Source organism: Pararhizobium gei (assembly GCF_029223885.1).
Lineage (GTDB): Bacteria > Pseudomonadota > Alphaproteobacteria > Rhizobiales > Rhizobiaceae > Pararhizobium > Pararhizobium gei.
Genome location: NZ_CP119409.1, coordinates 3,392,831 through 3,412,040, shown reverse-complemented (window position 1 = coordinate 3,412,040; position 19,210 = coordinate 3,392,831). Strand labels below are relative to the sequence as shown.

The following is a 19,210-nucleotide window of genomic DNA, read 5'->3' as shown; positions in this document are numbered from 1 at the left end:
TCTTCATGGCTGACGGCACATCGGAACCGAAATCCTCCAATCAGATGTGGGGCGGACGCTTTGCCGAAGGACCGGCGGCGATCATGGAGGAGATAAATGCCTCGATCGGGTTCGACAAGAAGCTTTTCGCCCAAGACATCCGCGGCTCAATGGCGCATGCAACCATGTTGGCGCATCAAGGCATTATTTCGACTGAGGATAAAGACAAGATCGTTCACGGTCTCGACACGATCCTGTCAGAAATAAAGAGCGGCCAGTTTGAATTCTCCCGGCGGCTCGAAGACATTCATATGAATATCGAAGCGCGGCTGAGCGATCTTATCGGCCCTACCGCTGGACGCCTGCATACCGCCCGCTCGCGCAACGACCAGGTGGCGCTCGATTTTCGCCTCTGGGTGAAGGAAGAGCTGCAGAAATGCGAAGGCATGCTTACGGCCTTGATTTCAGCCTTCCTTGACCGCGCCGAAGAGCATGCGGAGACGGTGATGCCCGGCTTCACCCATCTGCAGACCGCCCAGCCGGTTACCTTCGGCCATCACTGCATGGCTTACGTCGAGATGTTCGGCCGCGACCGGCAGCGCGTGCGCCATGCCATCGAACATATGGACGAAAGCCCGATCGGCGCTGCGGCGCTGGCCGGCACCGGCTTTCCGATCGACCGCCATATGACAGCCAAGGCGCTCGGTTTCCGCGAGCCGACGCGCAACTCGATCGATACCGTGTCGGACCGCGATTTCGCCCTGGAATTCCTGTCGATCGCCTCGATCTGCGCCGTGCATCTGTCCCGGCTCGCCGAGGAGATCGTCATTTGGTCGACGCCGCAATTCGGCTTCGTGCGTCTGTCGGATGCCTTTTCCACCGGCTCCTCGATCATGCCGCAAAAGAAGAACCCGGATGCGGCTGAACTGGTGCGCGCCAAGACCGGCCGCATCAACGGCTCCCTGATCGCGCTGCTCACCGTCATGAAGGGTCTGCCGCTTGCCTATTCCAAGGACATGCAGGAAGACAAGGAACAGGTGTTCGACAGTGCCGAAAGCCTGGAACTGGCGATTGCCGCCATGACCGGCATGGTGCGCGACATGACGATCCGCGTGGACCGAATGAAGGCGGCTGCGGGATCAGGTTATTCGACCGCAACCGACCTTGCCGACTGGCTGGTGCGGGAAGCCGGCTTGCCCTTCCGCGACGCTCACCATGTCACCGGCCGGGCCGTGGCGCTTGCCGAGCAGAAGGCCTGCGAACTTGCTCAGCTTTCGCTCGAGGAGCTTCAGGCCATTCATCCCGATATCACAGACAAAGTCTTTGATGTGCTGACCGTCGAGGCGTCGGTCGCGAGCCGGACGTCCTTCGGTGGCACGGCGCCGAGCGAGGTGAAGAAGCAGATCGCCTGGTGGCGGGCGCGGAACTGAGCAAAAAACAGGGTGCACAACACCCTGAAAAGCCGATATGTGTCTTCTACAACCACCGTCAGAGACGCCCGACCGGGAAGCATCATGCATCTGCGACACTCAAAACTCCTGCTTACGGCACTCGCTGTCACCGCGCTGACCTTGTCGAGCTGCGGCCGAAAGGGCGATCTCGATCGGCCCGGCTCCGCCGAACCCGTCAATACGCGCAAGCAAGCCGGTAGTGAGCAGAAACAGCCCGAGACGCCGGACCGACCGTTCCTGCTTGATCCCCTCCTGTAACAGAGCATTCCCGTGAACCATTTCGACTATCGCGACGGCGTTCTTTTTGCCGAAGACGTGTCCGTTATCGACATCGCCAAGGCTGTTGGAACGCCATTTTACTGCTACTCCACCGCGACGCTGGAGCGACACTACTCGGTCTTCTCGAAAGCCTTTTCCGACGTGGATGCAATGATCTGCTACGCGATGAAGGCCAATTCGAACCAGGCGGTGCTGAAGACGCTTGGCCGCCTCGGTGCCGGCGTCGATGTGGTTTCGGGCGGAGAATTGCGTCGTGCGATGGCGGCGGGCATTCCGGCGAACCGGGTGATGTTTTCCGGGGTCGGCAAGACGGCAGGCGAAATGGACCTCGGGCTTGAGGCGGGTATCTACTGTTTCAACGTCGAATCCGAGCCGGAACTGGAAATCCTCAATTCCCGCGCTGTGCGTCTCGGCAAGCAGGCCCATGTCTCGTTCCGCATCAACCCGGATGTCGATGCAAGGACGCATGCAAAGATTTCGACCGGCAGAAAAGAAAACAAGTTCGGTATTGCCTATGAGCGCGCCCGGGCCGTCTATGCTTATGCCGCGACCCTGCCGGGAATTCGCGTGACAGGCATCGACATGCATATCGGCAGCCAGATCACCGAGCTGCAGCCGTTCGAGGATGCGTTCAAGCTGCTGCGCGAATTGGTGGACCTGTTGCGCGCTGATGGCCACGCGATCGATCATGTCGATGTCGGCGGCGGTCTCGGCGTTCCCTACAAAGAGGACAACAATCCGCCGCCGCTGCCGGATGCCTACGCAGAGATCGTCAAGGATCAGCTGCGCGAACTCGGCTGCAAGATCGTCATGGAACCGGGACGACTGATCGTCGGCAATGCCGGTATTCTTGTGACCGAGATCATCTATGTGAAGGATGGCGGCTCGAAGACTTTCGTCATCGTCGATGGCGCGATGAACGACCTGATCCGCCCGACGCTCTACGACGCCTACCATGAAATCCGGCCAGTGCGGATTTCCGCTGCCAACGCGCCGCGCATCAAGGCTGACATTGTCGGACCGGTCTGCGAAACCGGAGACTATCTGGCGCTGGACCGGGAAATGGCCATGCCGAAGCCCGGCGACCTCTTCGCCATCGGCACGGCCGGCGCCTATGGCGCGGTGCAGGCTGGCACCTATAACAGCCGCCTTCTCGTGCCTGAAGTTCTGGTCAAGGAAGACCGTTTTCACGTGATTCGGCCACGCGGCAGCTACGATGCGCTGATCGGTCTCGATTCCGTTCCGGACTGGCTTGCCTGATATGATCAAGCCCTTTCGATAGGGGATCGCGGGCATTGTCTCGTTGCAACCGGGAAAAGCGATCACGATCACGCGACCGCCCTCGTCTTTGCCACAAAGAATGTTATCCTTCTTTCAGCTTCGAACGCAGACTCCGGCGACGCCGAAAGGGAGCGTATGACGAAAATCCGGCAGGACGTCCCTATAGCGAAAGCAGATCCGGCTACAGCAGGCCTTGCGAGGGTCCTTGCTGCCAAGCGGATATCGATGCGCGCCGTTCTTCTGGCTGAAAGTGCCGCGCCCCGTGCGCTGCCGCTGCTCGGCGTCATCATGATTTTCGTGTCGGCAGCGTGGTTCGGCCTTTTCCGTTCGATGCCAGGGTGGCTTCATGCCACGGTACTCTTGTCCTTTGCGGCTCTGTTCGTGCTTACGCTGGTACCGCTTCTCCGGCTGCGCCTTCCCGGCGATGGCGATGCGGACCGGATGCTCGAGGAGCGCAACAATCTGCCGCATCAGGCGATCAGGGTGCAGGAGGACCGGCCCGCGACCAGCGGCGCCTTTGGTCAGGCGCTGTGGCAGGAGCACCAGACGCGCATGGCGCGGATGATAGGGACGCTGGAGGCAGGGTTGCCACGGCCGGATATTGCCCGCACCGACCGGTACGGCTGGCGTGCGGTTCCCGTGCTGATTGCCTGCCTTGCCTTTGCCTATTCCTATTCGAACCGTGCCGGACAGCTTTCGGATATCTTTCACCCGCCCCAGCCGGTGGAGATGAAGCCGGACGTGCGTATCGATGCCTGGGTAACACCTCCGGCCTATACCGGCAAGGCGCCGGTTTTCCTGACGGCCCGCGAGGGTGCCGAGCCTTCGCCTGCCGGCAATGACGTCCTTCGTATTCCGCAGTTCAGCGAACTCACAGTGCGCATCACGGGCGGTGGCGAGCCGACAGCCGTCGTTTATCAAGAGCAGGGCGCGGCTCAGCCGCTGGTCGTGCCGGTCAAGGAAGAGAAACCGGCGGAGATAGACAAAGCTCAGAGCCAGCAGGCTGCCGTTCCAAGCGGCGCCCAGAGCGGCCAGACCCATCTTTTGAAGATAACCAGGGACGGATCGCTTTCGGTTGGCAAGGAAACATGGTCCTTCACCGTTATTCCCGATAGCGTGCCGGACATCGCCTTCGATGGCATTCCGCGGGCGACTGTAAATGCCGCGCTGGAAATTGGCTTTGTCGCCAAGGACGACTACGGTCTTCAGGACGCCTGGGCGGAAATCGTGCCGCTCGAGGATGCGGCCGAAGGCGTCCGTCCGCTCTATCCCCTGCCGGAATACAGGCTGGACCTGCCCAGGCGCAATGCCCGTGACGCCAAGGGGATGGCAAGCAGAAACCTCAGCGAACATCCTCTTTCCGGCAAGTCCGTGCGGATAACCCTGGTCGCCAGGGATGCTGCAGGGCAGGAGGGGCGCAGCGTGCCGCAGGAGATGGTGCTGCCGGCGCGTCAGTTCTTCGAGCCGCTGGCTGGTGCCGTCGCCGAGCAAAGGCAGGTCTTCTCCCTCGACGCCAATCAGTTGCCGGAGGCCCTGGACCTCAATGACGCGCTGATGGTGCGCCCTGATGAGACGATCCCGAACCTCACCCATTTCCTTTTGCTGAAGTCCGCCCGCAGCCGCATGGCCATGGCCCGCAACGACGATATGCTGCGCGACGCTGCCGGCCATCTCTGGGAGATTGCGCTTGGTATCGAGGACGGCGATATGGCGCTGGCCGACAAACGCCTGAGGGATGCCCAGCAGAAGCTTTCCGAAGCCCTCGAAAAAGGTGCGCCGGACGAGGAGATCGCCAAGCTTATGCAGGAGCTGCGCGCGGCGATGCAGGAATATATGGAGGCGCTGGCAAAACAGGCCGCGAAGAACCCGCAGATGGCTGCCAATCCCGACCAGAACCATGTGCTGCGGCAGCAGGATCTGGAAAAGATGATGAACCAGATCGAAAACCTCGCCAAGTCCGGAGCCAAGGATCAAGCCAAGCAGTTGCTCGCCGAAATGCAGCGGATGATGAACAATCTTCAGGCCGGGCGCATGCAACAGCAACAGCAGCAGGGGCAGGAAAACAGCCAGATGCGCGAGCAGATGGACAAGCTCGGCCAATTGATGCAGCAGCAACAGCAGCTGATGGACGAGACGTTCAAATTCGACCAGGCGCTGCGCGACCGCATGCAGCGCGGCGACCCGCTCGGCGAAGATCAGGAGCTTTTCGACCAGCAGCAGCAACAGCAGCAGGGCGAAAATCAGCAGCCTGGGCCTATGGACCAGATGACCGAAGAGCAGTTGAAGCAGGCCCTGAAGGATCTGAAGGCGCAGCAGGAGCAGCTTGGCAAGCAGCTGGGCGAGGTCGAGAAGGGTCTCGAAGGCATGGGCATCAAGCCGGGCAAGGGTTTTGGCGAGGCCGGACGTGAAATGAAGGGGGCCGCGGGAGCCCTCGGCCAGGGCCAGGGCGAGCAGGCGCTTGGCAGTCAAGGCCGTGCCCTGCAGGCGCTCCGTCAGGGTGCCCAGGAAATGATGCAGCAGGGTCAAGGGCAAGGCCAGGGTCAGGGCCAGGGACCGGGTGTACCCCAGTACGGGCAGAACGGCCGCGATCCGCTTGGACGCCGCCAGCAGAATGCTGGGCCTGATTTTGGTGATCAGGTCAAGGTTCCCGATGAGATCGATACGCAGCGCGCCCGCGAGATCCTGGAAGAAATCCGCCGCCGCCTCGGGACCAATTCATCGCCCGAAACCGAGCGGCAATATCTGGAGCGGTTGCTGGATATACGGTAAACGCCAGCTACTCTTTAGTTCGAGCATGGACTGTTTTGAGGCATCAAGCGATGACATCGAGCACGTATTCTCTCGCGGCAGGCCAAGGTGTGCTTTGTCTGAAATGAGCCGAGGGACGGGCACCAGTCGCTGGCTTGCTGCACGCGGCAGTTACCGTGTCGGCACCGGTGTCTCGCCGCGATAGTCGTAGAAGCCCCGGCCGGACTTTCGTCCGAGCCAGCCGGCTTCGACATATTTTACCAGAAGCGGGCAGGGGCGGTATTTCGAATCGGCCAGACCGTCATGGAGCACCTGCATGATGGACAGACACGTATCGAGCCCGATGAAATCGGCAAGCTGCAGAGGGCCCATCGGATGGTTTGCGCCAAGCCGCATTGCCGTATCGATCGCATCGACACTGCCGACGCCTTCATAGAGCGTGTAGATGGCCTCGTTGATCATAGGCAGGAGAATGCGGTTGACGATGAAGGCCGGGAAATCCTCGGCCACGGTGATGGTCTTGTCGAGCGCCGTCACGAACTGCTTGGCGGATGCAAAGGTCTTTTCCTCGGTGGCGATGCCGCGTACCAGTTCGACCAGCTTCATGATCGGGACGGGGTTCATGAAATGAATGCCCATGAAGCGTTCCGGCCTGTCTGTCGCCGAGGCAAGGCGCGTGATCGACAGGGATGAGGTGTTGGTGGCGAGAATTGCATCATCCTTCAGCACGGGGCAGACTTGGCCATAGATCTTGCGCTTGACGCTCTCGTCCTCTGTCGCTGCCTCGATGACCAGATCGGCTTGGGAGAGGTCATTGACGTCGGAGGAGCCCTTGATCAGGGACAGGGCCTTCTTGCGTTCATCGTCCGTGAGTTTCCCGGAAGACACCTGCCGCGCCATGTTGCCGTTGATGGTCGCAAGGCCGGCTTCGATACGGTCGCCGGAAATATCGTAAATGTGAACCTTGTACCCCGCCGTGGCCGATACTTGGGCAATGCCGCAGCCCATCTGTCCAGCACCAACAATTCCGACATTTTTGATCATCGAGCCGATTTCCATTCGTGAGAAAGGGCGGGCGCGCTGGCGTTTTTACCTGAAGGGTAAAACCCGTGTCAGCGCGGGCGCTTCTGCGTCAAGTGATAAAGGCATCCCACGGGTTTTTCCAGCCTTTATTCCATCCATATCGCGCCACAAAACAGGCAAGGAGCCCGCCAAAAGAAAACGGCCGCGCCTGAAAGACGCGGCCGTAAAAATCGGAACAGGAGGCTTTCACAGCGCCTTTTCGAGTTCCGGGAGGATCACGAAGAGATCGCCGACCAAACCATAATCCGCGACCTGGAAGATCGGGGCTTCCTCGTCCTTGTTGATAGCGACGATGACCTTTGAATCCTTCATCCCTGCCAGATGCTGGATGGCGCCGGAAATACCGACGGCGATATAGAGTTGCGGCGCCACCACCTTGCCGGTCTGGCCGACCTGCCAATCGTTGGGGGCGTAGCCCGCGTCCACTGCTGCACGCGATGCGCCGACGGCGGCGCCGAGCTTGTCGGCCACCGGCAGGATGACTTCCTGGAACTTTTCGGAGGAGCCGAGCGCGCGACCGCCGGAAATGATGATTTTCGCCGAGGTCAGTTCCGGCCGGTCCGACGAGGACAGCGCGTCCGCGACGAAGGTCGAGAGGCCAGGGTTTTCCGCCGCCGAGACGATTTCCACGACAGCCGATCCGCCGTCCCCTGAAGATGCAAACGAGGCGGTGCGAACGGTGATGACCTTTTTCGCCTCGCTCGTCTGCACCGTCTGGACGGCATTGCCGGCATAGATCGGGCGTTTGAACGTATCGGCCGAGAGAACCTCCGTGATTTCCGAGATCTGGACGACGTCGAGCAGGGCTGCAACGCGCGGCAGAACGTTCTTGCCTGTCGATGTGGCCGCTGCGATGATCGTGTCATAGGCGGGCGCCAGCGAAACGATGAGGGCGGCAAGCGGCTCGGCGAGGTTGTTGACAAGGTCGTCGCTGTCGGCGAGCAGGACCTTGGTCACGCCCGCGAGCTTTGCCGCTGCATCGGCCGCGGCTTGTGCGTTCTTGCCGGCGACGAGAATGTGGATATCGCTGTCAATTTTGGAAGCAGCCGTCAGCGCCTTGGCGGTCTGGTCGGACAGGGTTGCGGCGTCGTGGTCAGCCAGAAGAAGAATGGCCATATGTCTGATCTCCTATCCGTTGCTTAGAGCACGCCGGCTTCTGTCTTGAGTTTCTCGACCAGTTCGGCGACGGTCTTGACCTTGATGCCCGCCTTGCGGCCGGAGGGCTCCTCGGTCTTCAGAACCTTGAGCCGTGGGCTCGTGTCAACACCGAAGTCGGCGGGTGTTTTCTTGTCGAGCGGCTTCTTCTTTGCCTTCATGATGTTCGGCAGCGAGGCGTAGCGTGGCTCATTCAGCCGCAGATCGGTGGTAACGACGGCTGGCAGCTTAACTTCGATCGTCTGCAGACCGCCATCGACCTCGCGGGTGACCGAGGCATTGCCGTCACCGATTTCGATCTTCGAGGCGAAGGTGCCCTGCGCCCAGCCCAAGAGGGCGGACAGCATCTGGCCGGTCTGGTTGGAATCGTCGTCGATCGCCTGCTTGCCGACGATGATCAGGCCGGGCTGTTCGGCTTCCGCCACACCCTTGATGATCTTGGCAACGGCAAGCGGCTCGACCTGATCCTCGGTCTCGACCAGGATGGCGCGGTCGGCGCCCATGGCAAGCGCAGTGCGCAGCGTTTCCTCGGCCTTGGCCGGACCAACGGAGACCACGACAACCTCGGTCGCCTTGCCGGCTTCCCGCAGACGAAGGGCTTCCTCGACGGAGATTTCGTCGAACGGGTTCATCGACATCTTCACGTTTGTCAGTTCGACGCCCGAACCATCCGGCTTCACCCGGATCTTTACATTGTAGTCGACGACACGTTTGACGGTGACAAGGATTTTCATGATGTCCTTCCTTAGGAAATGTCTGCCCGGAAAATGCGCTTTCAGGCTCTGGCCCGATCGTCGGATGGCGACATCGATACGCGTTTTTTCTCCAATTACAATCTTCGCCGTACCAGTTGCCGTCAGATTGCCGCGTGAAAAATACTGACGTTTACGTGCGCGTCAATATGCATAATGGCCCTGTCTCGATTTAGTGCCGGCTTGGGATGTCCGCAGGCAGATGAACTTCATGGGACTGTTTTAAGGGATCGCGGCTGGACATGGAGTTCACTTCAGGAGGGTCTGCCCCAAGGCGTTCGTTTTGCACCGTCGCTTGAGTGGGGAGGCTGTGGACTCACCGCCGTTGCCTCGACATGCTCAACAGCGCGAGGCGTGACGATGGTGCGGTCGAAAAGCGGCACCCCGCGACGTCGCAGAAAGACCACCAGAAGGAGCCCGGCGAGAATACCGCCGACATGCGCGCCCCACGAGATGCCGCTTTCCGGATCGATGACCAGCATGATGAATTGCTGGCCGATCCAGAGCGCCAACGGGATGAAGGCCGGCAGGGGCAGCGGAATGCGAAAGAACACCAGTACCCAGACCCGCACCTTCGGATGCAGGAGAAAATAAGCCGCGACGACACCGGAAATTGCGCCCGATGCGCCGATCAGCGGAGCTTCCGAAGCCGTGTTGATCAGTCCGTGGACGAGAGCGCCGGCTGCAGCACACAGGAGATAGAAGATCAGATAGCGGACATGGCCCAGCGCGTCCTCGACATTGTCCCCGAAGACCCAAAGGAAGAGCATGTTGCTTGCCAGATGCCAGAAGTCGCCGTGCAGGAAGGCATAGGTGACATAGGTCGCCTCATCGGGCACCAGTATCAGTTCCGGCGTCAACCGCGCAAAGTCGAAGGAAACGGCGGGAATATATCCGAGCCCCATCAGCGTCGCATTGGAAAAACTCTCAGGCGCCAGAAGCGGACCGGTGACGAGCCAGGCGATAATATTGATGAGGATCAGGCCGATCGTGACATACTGGACCTTGATGTGCTTCAGGGCGTTCGCGTCGTGCAGCGGTATAAACATGGGGTCCCCGAACGCCGATGGTAAAGCCTGAACCTACCTGTTTTTTCCCGGAACCCAAAGCACATCCCCGCGACCCCTGTCGTTGGTCCAGCGGGCCGCGACAAAAAGGAAATCCGAAAGCCGGTTGATATAGGCCAGTGCTTCGATGCTGACGATTTCGCCTTCGACACGGGCCAGTTCGACCATCTGCCGCTCTGCGCGCCGTGCCACGGTGCGGGCAACGTGAAGCGCTGCTGCAGCGGCAGTACCGCCAGGCAGGACGAAGGAGCGCAAGGGATCGAGATCCGCATTCAAGGCGTCGATTTCACCCTCGAGACGATCGACCTGCGCTGCGATGATCCGCAGGGGCTCGTAAGCCAGGGTTTCCCCAGTGTCCGGCGTGGAAAGATCAGCTCCGAGATCGAACAGGTCGTTTTGGATGCGCATGAGCATCGCGTCGAGATCGCTCAACGCGCCGGTGTGCTGGCGGGCGACGCCGATGACGGAATTGGTCTCGTCTATCGTGCCGTAGGCCTCGACGCGCAGGTCGCTTTTCAGACGCCGCGGGCCGAGCGCCAGCCCCGTGGTGCCGTCGTCGCCGGTTCTGGTGTAGATCTTGTTCAGCTTGACCATCCGTCAGCGCCCGCCGCCGGTCAACCAGAGCGTCAGCATAATAAGTGCGACAGCCAAGGCCTGCAGAAGCACACGCGCCTGCATCAGCTTGTTGGACGTGTTGCTGTTGCCACCCTTGGCCATGTTGAAGAGACCGCGGATGAGAACGATGACCACGAGGCCCATGACGAGCAACGTCAGGAAGGTCAGGAAACTGTTCATGTCGATTTACTTTCGTCCTTGGTGTCAGCCGAGACGCCCGATGATCCTGTAGAACACCGCTGCAGGGAGCAGCTTCTTCAGCATGGCTCCCTGCTTCGCCGGCGTCGTCACGATGTAATGTGGCTTCGGATATCTGTCCGTCAATGCGCGTTTCAGCGCAGCATACACCGCATCCGGTTCCAGTCTGCCTTTCGCCGGCGCGCTTTCGCCTTTCAGCCGGCGCATCTGCCGTTCATATTCCCTGGCATGCACCGATCCTTTCAGGTCGATGAAGCGCTCTATATAGGTCGCGGCATTTGCCGTGAAGCGCGATGCAATCGGCCCGGGTTCGATCAGGCTCACCTCGATGCCGCTTCCCGACAGTTCCATGCGCATCGTCAGGCTTAGTCCTTCCAGAGCGAATTTCGAGGCATTGTAGGCTCCCCGCCATTTGTACGGGACGATGCCAAGGATGGATGAGCACTGGACGATGCGTCCGTGGCCCTGCGCCCGCATGACCGGAATGACACGCCGGGTCAGGTCGTGCCAGCCGATCACATTGGTTTCCAGTTGAAGCCGCAGAGCTTCTACTGGCAGGTCTTCCACGGCACCGGCCTGGCCATAGGCGCCATTGTTGAACAGCGCGTCAAGCTTGCCGCCGGTGCGGGCAAAGACCTGGTCGACGAGGGCGGCTATCTCCTCCGGCTGGGTGTAATCCATCCGGAAGGCTTCGATGCCGTCCTGCTCGAGGGGGGCCAGATCCTTTTCCTGCCGCACGGTCGCAAACACGCGCCAGCCATCTTTCTGAAGCGCCCGGGCGCACCATGCACCGATGCCTGACGAGCAGCCGGTGACGATTATCGTGGGACGGTCGGTCATTCTGGTTTATCCCTGTAGAAATTGCAGTCCGGTTTCCCATATTCGGGAACGGGTTACAATCCGGGCAGCAGCGGGAGACAGTTTGAATGCCGGCTTTCGTTCGTATCGCCTGGAAGGTCGTGTTCGACGCTGTCTGGCATTTCAGCGAGGATGACGGCTGGGCGATGGCGAGCCATGTCGCCCTGTCCACCTTGCTTGCGATCTTTCCGTTCCTGATCTTCGGAACGGCGCTCGGCAGCTTTCTCGGTGCCGACCAGTTCGCCATCACGGCGGTCCACTTCATTTTCGACACATGGCCGGAATCGATTGCGAAGCCGATTTCGGATGAGGTGGTACAGGTCCTGACCATTCCGCGCGGTGGCCTGCTGACCGTTTCGGTGCTGGCTGCCGCCTATTTTGCCTCGAATGGCGTCGAGGCGCTCAGGGTGTCGCTCAATCGCGCCTATCGGGTGGCGGAAAGCCGGGCCTGGTACAAGACGCGCATCGCCAGCCTCGCCTTCGTGCTGGCCGGCGTCCTCGTCCTCGCCATCGTCAGCATTCTTCTCGTCGCCGTGCCGCTGGCGATCCGCTATGCGGGAACATATCTTCCCTGGCTCAACGGACTGTTGTCGGTGATCGATAGCTGGAGCCTCGCCGGCGTCTTCGTCATGCTCACGACAGGCCTGATCGTCAGTCATCTGTGGTTGCCCGACGGCAAGCGCAAGATCATGGATGTATTACCGGGCATTATCCTGACGCTGGTGGCCTGGTCCGTCGGTGCCTATGTCTTCGCGTCCTATCTCGCAACCTTCGCCAATTATGTCTCGACCTATGCGGGCCTTGCCTCGATCATGGTGGCCCTGGTGTTTCTTTACATCGTCGGCGCGATCTTCATCATCGGCGCGGAAATCAATGCCGCGATCATGAAATACAAGGTCAAGCGCATGGTGATCCAGCGGTTCCGCAACGCAAGGGACGGAACGGAACAGATGGGCGACATATCCAATGAGGTGCCCAAGGAGCGCGTCCTATAGGACCATGGCCCTGATGTCGCCGGGCGATCGTCCTGCTTCGCGAAAGGCGACAATGCCGGTATCCCCGTTGCTCTTGGAGAGCTTTCGCCCGTCGGCTCCCGGAATCAGGCGGTGATGGTGATAGCCCGGTTCAGGCAGGCCGAGCAGGTGCTGCAGCAGCCTGTGCACCGCCGTTGCGTGAAAAAGATCACGGCCACGCACGACATCGGTGACGCCCTGTAACGCGTCATCGACCGTGACGGCCAGGTGGTAGCTGGAGGGTGCGTCCGACCGCGAGAGAACCACGTCGCCCCATGCGGCCGGGTCGGCTGCAATCAGGCCTGTTTCACCTTGCGGACCGGCGCCTGTTTCTTGCCAGCTCAACCCGGCATCAAGCTGTGCGATCGCGTTACCCATATCGAGTCGCAATGCGTGCGGCCTGCCGCTATCGAGGATTTCCCGTCGGCCGGCCGATGACAATGTCCGCTCGGTCCCCGGATAATGCGGCGTGCCGTCGGGATCGCGGGGCCATTGTTTGCCCTCCGCCTCAAATCTTGCGACAGCCGCCTTGATCTCGCCGCGGCTGAGGAGAGCCGGATAGACAAGACCGCGTTCGAACAACCTGTCGAGAGCGTCCCGGTAAAGATCGAGATGGTCCGACTGCCGCCGCACCGGGTTTTCCCATGCGAGCCCGAGCCAGGCCAGATCTTCATAGATCGCGGTTTCGAACTCCGGCGTGCAGCGTGTCGTATCGATATCCTCGATCCGCAGCAGGAACCGTCCGCCTTTTTCTCGTGCCTTGTCATGGTTGAGGAAGGCGGAGAGGGCGTGCCCGAGATGCAGCCGGCCGTTGGGGCTGGGTGCGAAGCGGAAGATACGTGGTTTTGACAAAAGCGGATTCATGGCTTCATCTTGCCATGGAAGAAACTGCCGAGCCATGGTTTCTGGTCCTGCAATTTGTTCCCGATTTCGACTTGCAAGCGCTGAAGGACGGACGATGCGGATCATTCGGACACATGACGATATCGCCGCCGGTTTGCAGGGACTGGTCATGCTTGATGCGCGGCTGGAGCCGGTAGTTGTCAAGGCAGGGCCTGTGCCCCTTCGCCGCATGGACCCGGGCTATTCCGGCATCGCCAATATCATTGTTTCGCAAATGGTGTCGAAGGCCAGTGCGGCAGCCATCTGGCAGCGGATGGAGGGGCGGCTGGGCAAAATTACCGCCGCGTCATTTCTTGCCGTCACGGATCAGGATTGCCGCGAGATAGGCCTGTCGCGCGCCAAGGCCGACGCCTTGCGCGCGGTCGCGAATGCCGTGGGTGCGGAAGACCTCGACCTTTCGGCCATCTGCGAGATGGAGGCGGCCGCCGCCATCCGCAAGATGACCGCGATCAAGGGCGTCGGACGCTGGACGGCCGAGGTCTATCTCTTGTTCTGCGCCGGGCACCCGGATGTTTTCCCCGTCGGCGATGTCGCGCTGCAGAATGCCGTCGGCCACGCGCTGATGCTGGAGGTCCGGCCGTCTGCCCGTGAACTCGAACAACTGACGGAGCTCTGGGCTCCTTGGCGCAGCGTCGCCGCGCGGTTGTTCTGGGCTTATTACGCAACGCAGATGCGGCGGGACGGCGTTCCAACGGGACTTTGAGGACAAAAGCGAATCTTATGTTTCCTTTTTGGTTTTGGCTTCACAATCTTGACGCAACACGCCTAATATAGAATGTGAAAGTGCCGAATCGAGCAGGAGTATACTGGCTTGACGATTGCAGTCTCACCACACGGCCTACCGGCGCTCGTGCTGAACGCTGACTATAGGCCGCTGAGTTACTATCCCTTGTCGCTCTGGTCCTGGCAGGACGCGATCAAGGCTGTTTTTCTGGACCGCGTGCATATCCTGGCTGAATATGACCACCAGGTTTCGTCACCCAGTTTTTCGATGCGTCTGCCAAGCGTCGTCTGCCTCAAAAGCTATGTCCAGCCCTCGCGCCATCCCGCCTTCACACGTTTCAATGTGTTTCTGCGGGACCGTTTCGAGTGCCAGTATTGCGGTTCTCCCGACGACCTGACCTTCGACCATGTCATCCCCCGCTGCTGCGGCGGCCAGACGACCTGGGAAAACGTCGTTGCCGCCTGTTCGCCCTGCAATCTGCGAAAGGGCGGCAAGCTGCCGAAGCAGGCCGGGATGTTCCCGCACCAGAAGCCGTTTCACCCGACGGTTCAGGACCTGCACAACAATGGCCGGCTTTTTCCGCCGAACCATCTGCATGACAGCTGGATGGATTACCTCTACTGGGATGTCGAGCTGCAGCCATAACGGTTGGCCGCAAAGGGTGCGTTAGCTGTGGGCAGGTGTGGCGACGCTTACGCCTTTGCGGCACCGCGCAAAGCAATTGCCGCGAGCACGAGGCTGGCGATGACGTTCCATCCGGCAAAAGATAGACCCAGCACCCGGAGGGCCGCATCCGTGCAGGAGGGTCCATGTTTGCTGTCGAGATCGCCGAGCAGATCGCCGACATTCGAGGAAACGCCCGATGCGGTCGTGGCGCAACTGGCAGGGCCTGCCCAGAAATGCCACTCGACCCCGGCATGATAGATCCCAATGCCAGCGCCTGCCAGCATCAGCAGGCCGATAATCACCAACAGCAGGCGGGTCAGCCAGGCCGGCATTTTCAATGCGCAGGTGACGATGGCGAGAATGCCGAATGGTATGCCCCAGTAATAGGGCGTCCTCTGCATCAGGCAGAGCGCGCAGGGGATGTAGCCGCCGAGATGCTCGAAGGCCAGCGCGCCTCCTATAGTCACGGCCATGCCAAGGGTGACCGCGAGGGAACTGAAAAGCCCGCGGACGGGCCGGATGATGCTATCGGTCAAGGAATGCTCCACCAGGTCAGACAAGGAAACGATAGGCTGCAAACATCGCTATCAGCAAGCCGGCCGCGACAGCCGCCAGAAGCCCAAGCCGTTTTTCGATGAAATGCCGAATTTCCTCGCCGTAGCGACGCAGCAACCAGGCCAGCAGGAAAAACCGCGCGCCCCGCGCCACAATGGCCGTGACGATAAACAGGCCGAGATTGATATTGGCGGCACCGGACAGGATCGTCACGACCTTGATAGGCGGCAGATGCGCCAGGCCTGACGTCACCAGGAGCAGAACGAGGGTCTCATAGCCGACCGAGGACTTCATCGTCTCGAAGGCTTCGAGTTTGCCGTAGAAATGCAGGATGGGTTTGGCCAGCGTCTCGAACGCATAATGGCCGATGTACCATCCGGCAATGCCCCCCAACACCGAGGCGACCGTTGCCACAAGCGCATAGCGCCATGCGCGCTCAGGCCGTGCCAGGGCCATCGGCAGGAACAGCACGTCGGCAGGCACAAGAAAAACCGAGCTTTCGACAAAAGCGATAACAGCGAGCCAAACCTCTGCCGATTTACGGCCGGCAAGCGACATGGTCCAATCGTACAGTCTGCGCAGCATAAGGGCATTCCCGTTGGCGTCGAAGCCTTTTAGGCAGGAATGCCAATGCTGTAAATCATTTGCTGCAGATGCGAACCGCACAGTTTTGTGAATCCGGCAGCCGCTTCGTCAAAATCACGGTTGACCGGCGCGAAACCCATCGTGTAAACGCTTTCTGCTACCGCTGGAAATAGCCGTGCCCCATTGGCGGAACTGGTAGACGCGCTCGACTCAAAATCGAGTTCCGAAAGGAGTGCTGGTTCGATTCCGGCATGGGGCACCATTCGCCTTCCGCCGAGCCGCCGAGAATTATTCAGTTTGATGAGAGATGGCATAAAAAGGGGAACCGGAGCTCGCCGGATCCCCTTGAAGTCATCACTGGCCTGTAAAATCATTACTGGCCGGCGCGGCAATTTGCGTTGTCGGCACCTGGAACTTCGCAGTCAGCTTGCGACCGGGCTTTGGCATTCGGATCAGCTTCCATCGGTGTCGCGATAGCGCCGGTGCTCATCGTATCGGTGCTCATGGCTCCACCAGCCGCATTGGGTTTGCAGTTGACGTTGTCTGCGCCGGGAACGGTGCAGTTTTCAGCTTTTGGCTGCATGGTATCCACGGTTGTGGATTGGGCAAAGGACGGTGCGGTTGCCATGCCAAGTGCCAAGACGGTGATTGCGAAAATCTTCATGATCATTCTCCTCATTGTTCGTTAACAGGGCCGTTACGGATCAAAAAACCGGCGTCGATTCTATAAGTTCCAGTCATTTTTATTTTTTGCCTGTCAAACGTTCCGGAACCAAAACAATGCCACCGCATTCCCCTGCCAATCGATTGGAGTAAGGCATGGCGCCGCGGGCGAACTGGAAGGGTTTTCTGAAGGTTGGCGAATTGAGTTGTGCCGTGGCGCTTTACACGGCCGCCTCGACGGCGGAACGCATTGCTTTCCATATGATCAATAGAAAAACCGGGAATCGTCTCCACAGGGAGTTTGTCGACAGCGAGACTGGCAAGCCGGTGGAGCGGGAGGATCAAGTCAAGGGTTATGAGGTCACGGACGGCGATTATGTTGTCCTTGAACCGGATGAAGTCGCCGCTGCCGTTCCGCACGCAGACAAGACCCTCAATGTCGAGGCATTTATCGGCTGGAGCGATATTGACGACGTCTACTTGGACAAGCCCTATTATCTGGCGCCGGCTGACAAGGCGAGCCAGGAGGTCTTCGGACTCGTTCGTGACGCTTTAAAAAAGAAGAAGATGGCGGCGATCGCCGAAACGGTGCTGTTTCGCAGGGTGCGCACGCTCCTCATTCAGCCGCACGACCAGGGCCTGATGGCTTCGACATTGAATTTCAACTATGAGGTTCGCTCGGCCGACGAGGCTTTCGAGGACGCTCCTGAATTCGAAATAAAGAGCGAAATGCTGGATCTCGCCGCCCATATCATCAACACCAAGATGGGGAGGTTCGATCCGGGGACCTTCGAGGACAGATATGAGGCGGCTCTCGCCGAAATGGTCAAGGCTAAGATCGAAGGCCGCAAGATCAAGCCGAAACCGGCGCTTCAGCCGACCAAGGTGGTCGATCTCATGGAGGCATTGCGGCAAAGTGCGGGTACCGGGACCGCCAAGAGCAAAGGCAAGAAAACCGCAGCATCAAAGTCTGCTGAAAAATCACCCGCCAGGAAAACACCGGCGAAAAAGGCCAGCTAATTCTTATCTAAGTGCGGACATTTCGCAGCATTTGAAGCACGCGTCCCGACTAACGGTCACTAGCGACGGCAGACTGGACTGATGCGCCGGCTAACCGAATCCTATTTCCGCTTTCCTTCCGCCAGGCTCTTTCGTAGCGCATCCATGATATTGACCACATTGCTTGGCGCGCTTTCCTTGGGTGGACGTGCTGCTTTGTTCTTTTTGCCCTTCTTTTTGGCCGCGATGATATCCAAGAGACGGTCCTGAACGGGATCCTCGACGATCGACGGATCCCAAGATCGTGAATGCACCGTCATAAATTTTTCCATCAGTTTCAGGTGTTCGCCACTACTCTTCGTCTTGCCGACAGATTTGAAGTAATCCTGGGGATCGCGGACTTCGTCGCCGTAACGCAGGGTCCATAGAATGATACCTTTTCCGCGCGGCTCAAGCATGACTGCCCTTTCACGCCTGTACATAACCAGCCGCGATATCCCGACCACCTTTGATTTGGCCATTGCTTCCCGGATAACCGCAAAGGCCTCTTCTCCCACCTTGTCGTTCGGCGTCAAATAATGCGGCGTGTCGTACCAAATCCAATCAATGTTTTCGCGGGGAACGAAGACATCAATGTCAATGGTGCGGGTGCTTTCAAGCGCTACCGCATCGATGTCTTCGTCTTCAAGCATGACATAATCATCCTCGCCGCGGGGATAGCCCTTCACCTCATCATCTTCGTCAACAGGCTTGTTGGTCACGGCGTCCACATAACGGCTCGAAACACGGTTGCCCGTCTTTCGGTTAAGGGTGTGAAAACGGACTCGTTGCGTTTCGGTGGTGGCCGGCACCATGGCCACAGGGCACGTCACCAGCGATAATTTCAGGTAACCCTTCCAGAAAGATCGCGACGCCATGGGAAGAACTCTGTTGCTGCTGTCTTGGCAAAGGTTTAGAGGCTGCCGCCGTCCTTGAAATAACCAGGATATTGCACTTCTTCCGGGTCCGGCTTCTGTGGCATGGATCTCGTTTTGACATCGCCTTTCTCCGGATCGGTTTTTTCCGCTTTTCCGTTCACCTCGGTGGCCAGCGACTTCACGTAGTCTTTGATTTTCGACATGAGGTTCTCCTTTGGACCGAAACGTAAAAGGCGCACGATGGTTCCCACCGCGTCGGCGCGCGCTTTCAACCCGGACCTCATCCGTATGAGGGAAATCGCCAAGCTGTGCGGAACGTTGTACCCCGCCTGGAGTTTCTGCCCTGAAAGGAGAGCAGTATGCGCATCGCGGCACCAACCCATCCCGTTGGGGATATGAACCGAAGCCTGGAATGTGAGGGGCATCTGGACGCACCGATCAGACAGCTCGTCGATGAGGCGGTAACGGCAGGTTGGACTGCACCGGAGATATTCATGGCTATCGAAGAAGTCGTGAAGGCGCAACGTTCCGTCTACAGCGCCGATCCGGATCCGGTGGATACTCCGGTTGAAACTGATCCAGCCAATGATTGGCCAGCCTCTGCTCCTTGACGACAAGCGGTTCATCCGTTCATTGTGCATGGACTTTTAGGCGAGCGCTGGGCGTGGGACTTGATCAAGGGTAAGAATTAACACCTTCCTGTTATGAAATGACGCAGT

Annotated in this window: 22 protein-coding genes and 1 tRNA gene; 10 read left to right on the top strand and 13 right to left on the bottom strand. The window is 59.5% G+C overall.

Translation table 11 applies throughout. From position 1 onward, the window contains the following. Positions 1-5: 5 nt before the first annotated feature. The 4 genes from argH to PY308_RS16580 all read left to right on the top strand — a co-directional run bounded on the left by argH (position 6) and on the right by PY308_RS16580 (position 5,759). Positions 6-1,409, top strand: a complete 1,404-nt coding sequence (gene argH / locus PY308_RS16595; RefSeq protein ID WP_275784644.1) for an argininosuccinate lyase — start codon at positions 6-8, stop codon at positions 1,407-1,409. An 84-nt stretch (positions 1,410-1,493) separates the two neighbouring features. Beyond that, on the top strand, positions 1,494-1,688 hold the full coding sequence (gene lptM, locus PY308_RS16590; protein ID WP_275784641.1) for an LPS translocon maturation chaperone LptM: 195 nt from the start codon (positions 1,494-1,496) through the stop codon (positions 1,686-1,688). 12 nt (positions 1,689-1,700) lie between these two features. Beyond that, on the top strand, positions 1,701-2,969 hold the full coding sequence (lysA, locus tag PY308_RS16585; RefSeq protein ID WP_275784638.1) for a diaminopimelate decarboxylase: 1,269 nt from the start codon (positions 1,701-1,703) through the stop codon (positions 2,967-2,969). A 156-nt stretch (positions 2,970-3,125) separates the two neighbouring features. Next, the gene (locus tag PY308_RS16580) at positions 3,126-5,759 is read left to right on the top strand and encodes a TIGR02302 family protein (RefSeq protein ID WP_434064160.1); all 2,634 of its coding nucleotides are present in this window, start codon (positions 3,126-3,128) and stop codon (positions 5,757-5,759) included. Between the two features lie 150 nt (positions 5,760-5,909). Here the strand turns inward: PY308_RS16580 and PY308_RS16575 are convergent, their stop codons facing one another. The 7 genes from PY308_RS16575 to PY308_RS16545 all read right to left on the bottom strand — a co-directional run bounded on the left by PY308_RS16575 (position 5,910) and on the right by PY308_RS16545 (position 11,448). Continuing rightward, positions 5,910-6,782 carry a 3-hydroxybutyryl-CoA dehydrogenase gene (locus PY308_RS16575; RefSeq protein WP_275784634.1) on the bottom strand — a complete coding sequence of 291 codons (873 nt, stop codon included), beginning with the start codon at positions 6,780-6,782 and terminating at the stop codon, positions 5,910-5,912. A gap of 225 nt (positions 6,783-7,007) precedes the next feature. Continuing rightward, positions 7,008-7,937, bottom strand: a complete 930-nt coding sequence (locus PY308_RS16570; RefSeq protein ID WP_275784632.1) for an electron transfer flavoprotein subunit alpha/FixB family protein — start codon at positions 7,935-7,937, stop codon at positions 7,008-7,010. Between the two features lie 23 nt (positions 7,938-7,960). After that, positions 7,961-8,710, bottom strand: coding sequence for an electron transfer flavoprotein subunit beta/FixA family protein (locus tag PY308_RS16565; protein ID WP_275784630.1), 750 nt, complete (start codon positions 8,708-8,710; stop codon positions 7,961-7,963). A 272-nt stretch (positions 8,711-8,982) separates the two neighbouring features. Beyond that, entirely contained in the window at positions 8,983-9,777 is a 795-nt protein-coding gene (locus tag PY308_RS16560) for a rhomboid family intramembrane serine protease (RefSeq protein WP_275784627.1), read from the bottom strand. A 33-nt stretch (positions 9,778-9,810) separates the two neighbouring features. Continuing rightward, entirely contained in the window at positions 9,811-10,389 is a 579-nt protein-coding gene (locus PY308_RS16555; protein WP_275784625.1) for a cob(I)yrinic acid a,c-diamide adenosyltransferase, read from the bottom strand. Positions 10,390-10,392: 3 nt separating this feature from the next. Further along, the gene (locus tag PY308_RS16550; protein ID WP_275784622.1) at positions 10,393-10,590 is read right to left on the bottom strand and encodes a twin transmembrane helix small protein; all 198 of its coding nucleotides are present in this window, start codon (positions 10,588-10,590) and stop codon (positions 10,393-10,395) included. Between the two features lie 24 nt (positions 10,591-10,614). Continuing rightward, entirely contained in the window at positions 10,615-11,448 is an 834-nt protein-coding gene (locus tag PY308_RS16545) for an SDR family oxidoreductase (RefSeq protein WP_275784617.1), read from the bottom strand. Positions 11,449-11,534: 86 nt separating this feature from the next. On the opposite strand from PY308_RS16545, the gene PY308_RS16540 reads away from it, so the two are divergent. Next, the gene (locus tag PY308_RS16540) at positions 11,535-12,461 is read left to right on the top strand and encodes a YihY/virulence factor BrkB family protein (RefSeq protein WP_275784614.1); all 927 of its coding nucleotides are present in this window, start codon (positions 11,535-11,537) and stop codon (positions 12,459-12,461) included. On the opposite strand, the gene gluQRS is transcribed toward PY308_RS16540, so the two are convergent. Further along, a complete protein-coding gene (gene gluQRS / locus PY308_RS16535) occupies positions 12,456-13,343 on the bottom strand; it encodes a tRNA glutamyl-Q(34) synthetase GluQRS (RefSeq protein WP_275784611.1) in 888 nt (295 codons plus the stop codon). The two genes, PY308_RS16540 and gluQRS, sit on opposite strands and share 6 nt — an antisense overlap. A 94-nt stretch (positions 13,344-13,437) precedes the next feature. On the opposite strand from gluQRS, the gene PY308_RS16530 reads away from it, so the two are divergent. Both PY308_RS16530 and PY308_RS16525 read left to right on the top strand, forming a co-directional pair. After that, positions 13,438-14,085 (top strand): DNA-3-methyladenine glycosylase family protein, encoded by a 648-nt coding sequence (locus tag PY308_RS16530; protein WP_275784609.1) that lies wholly within the window; start codon positions 13,438-13,440, stop codon positions 14,083-14,085. Between the two features lie 108 nt (positions 14,086-14,193). Then, positions 14,194-14,751, top strand: coding sequence for an HNH endonuclease (locus PY308_RS16525; RefSeq protein WP_275784607.1), 558 nt, complete (start codon positions 14,194-14,196; stop codon positions 14,749-14,751). Positions 14,752-14,798: 47 nt separating this feature from the next. Here PY308_RS16525 and PY308_RS16520 read toward each other — a convergent pair whose 3' ends face one another. Further along, positions 14,799-15,308 (bottom strand): disulfide bond formation protein B, encoded by a 510-nt coding sequence (locus PY308_RS16520; protein WP_275784604.1) that lies wholly within the window; start codon positions 15,306-15,308, stop codon positions 14,799-14,801. 16 nt (positions 15,309-15,324) lie between these two features. Further along, complete coding sequence (locus tag PY308_RS16515; RefSeq protein ID WP_275784601.1) at positions 15,325-15,912, bottom strand: YqaA family protein; 588 nt, start codon at positions 15,910-15,912, stop codon at positions 15,325-15,327. Between the two features lie 177 nt (positions 15,913-16,089). Between PY308_RS16515 and PY308_RS16510 the strand changes: the two genes are divergently transcribed. Continuing rightward, positions 16,090-16,174 (top strand) — tRNA-Leu (locus PY308_RS16510). Positions 16,175-16,285: 111 nt separating this feature from the next. Here PY308_RS16510 and PY308_RS16505 read toward each other — a convergent pair. Then, positions 16,286-16,576: a hypothetical protein gene (locus PY308_RS16505; protein WP_275784599.1), complete on the bottom strand. Its 291-nt coding sequence runs from the start codon at positions 16,574-16,576 to the stop codon at positions 16,286-16,288. A 155-nt stretch (positions 16,577-16,731) separates the two neighbouring features. Between PY308_RS16505 and ku (PY308_RS16500) the strand changes: the two genes are divergently transcribed. Then, positions 16,732-17,595: a non-homologous end joining protein Ku gene (gene ku, locus PY308_RS16500; RefSeq protein ID WP_275784596.1), complete on the top strand. Its 864-nt coding sequence runs from the start codon at positions 16,732-16,734 to the stop codon at positions 17,593-17,595. 101 nt (positions 17,596-17,696) lie between these two features. On the opposite strand, the gene ku (PY308_RS16495) is transcribed toward ku (PY308_RS16500), so the two are convergent. Together ku (PY308_RS16495) and PY308_RS16490 are read right to left on the bottom strand one after the other, a co-directional pair. Continuing rightward, on the bottom strand, positions 17,697-18,491 hold the full coding sequence (gene ku, locus PY308_RS16495; protein ID WP_275784593.1) for a non-homologous end joining protein Ku: 795 nt from the start codon (positions 18,489-18,491) through the stop codon (positions 17,697-17,699). A 35-nt stretch (positions 18,492-18,526) separates the two neighbouring features. Further along, complete coding sequence (locus PY308_RS16490; RefSeq protein ID WP_275784590.1) at positions 18,527-18,763, bottom strand: hypothetical protein; 237 nt, start codon at positions 18,761-18,763, stop codon at positions 18,527-18,529. An 87-nt stretch (positions 18,764-18,850) separates the two neighbouring features. Here PY308_RS16490 and PY308_RS16485 point away from each other — a divergent pair, with 87 nt between their 5' ends. Beyond that, positions 18,851-19,102, top strand: coding sequence for a hypothetical protein (locus tag PY308_RS16485; protein WP_275784586.1), 252 nt, complete (start codon positions 18,851-18,853; stop codon positions 19,100-19,102). Positions 19,103-19,210 lie beyond the last annotated feature (108 nt).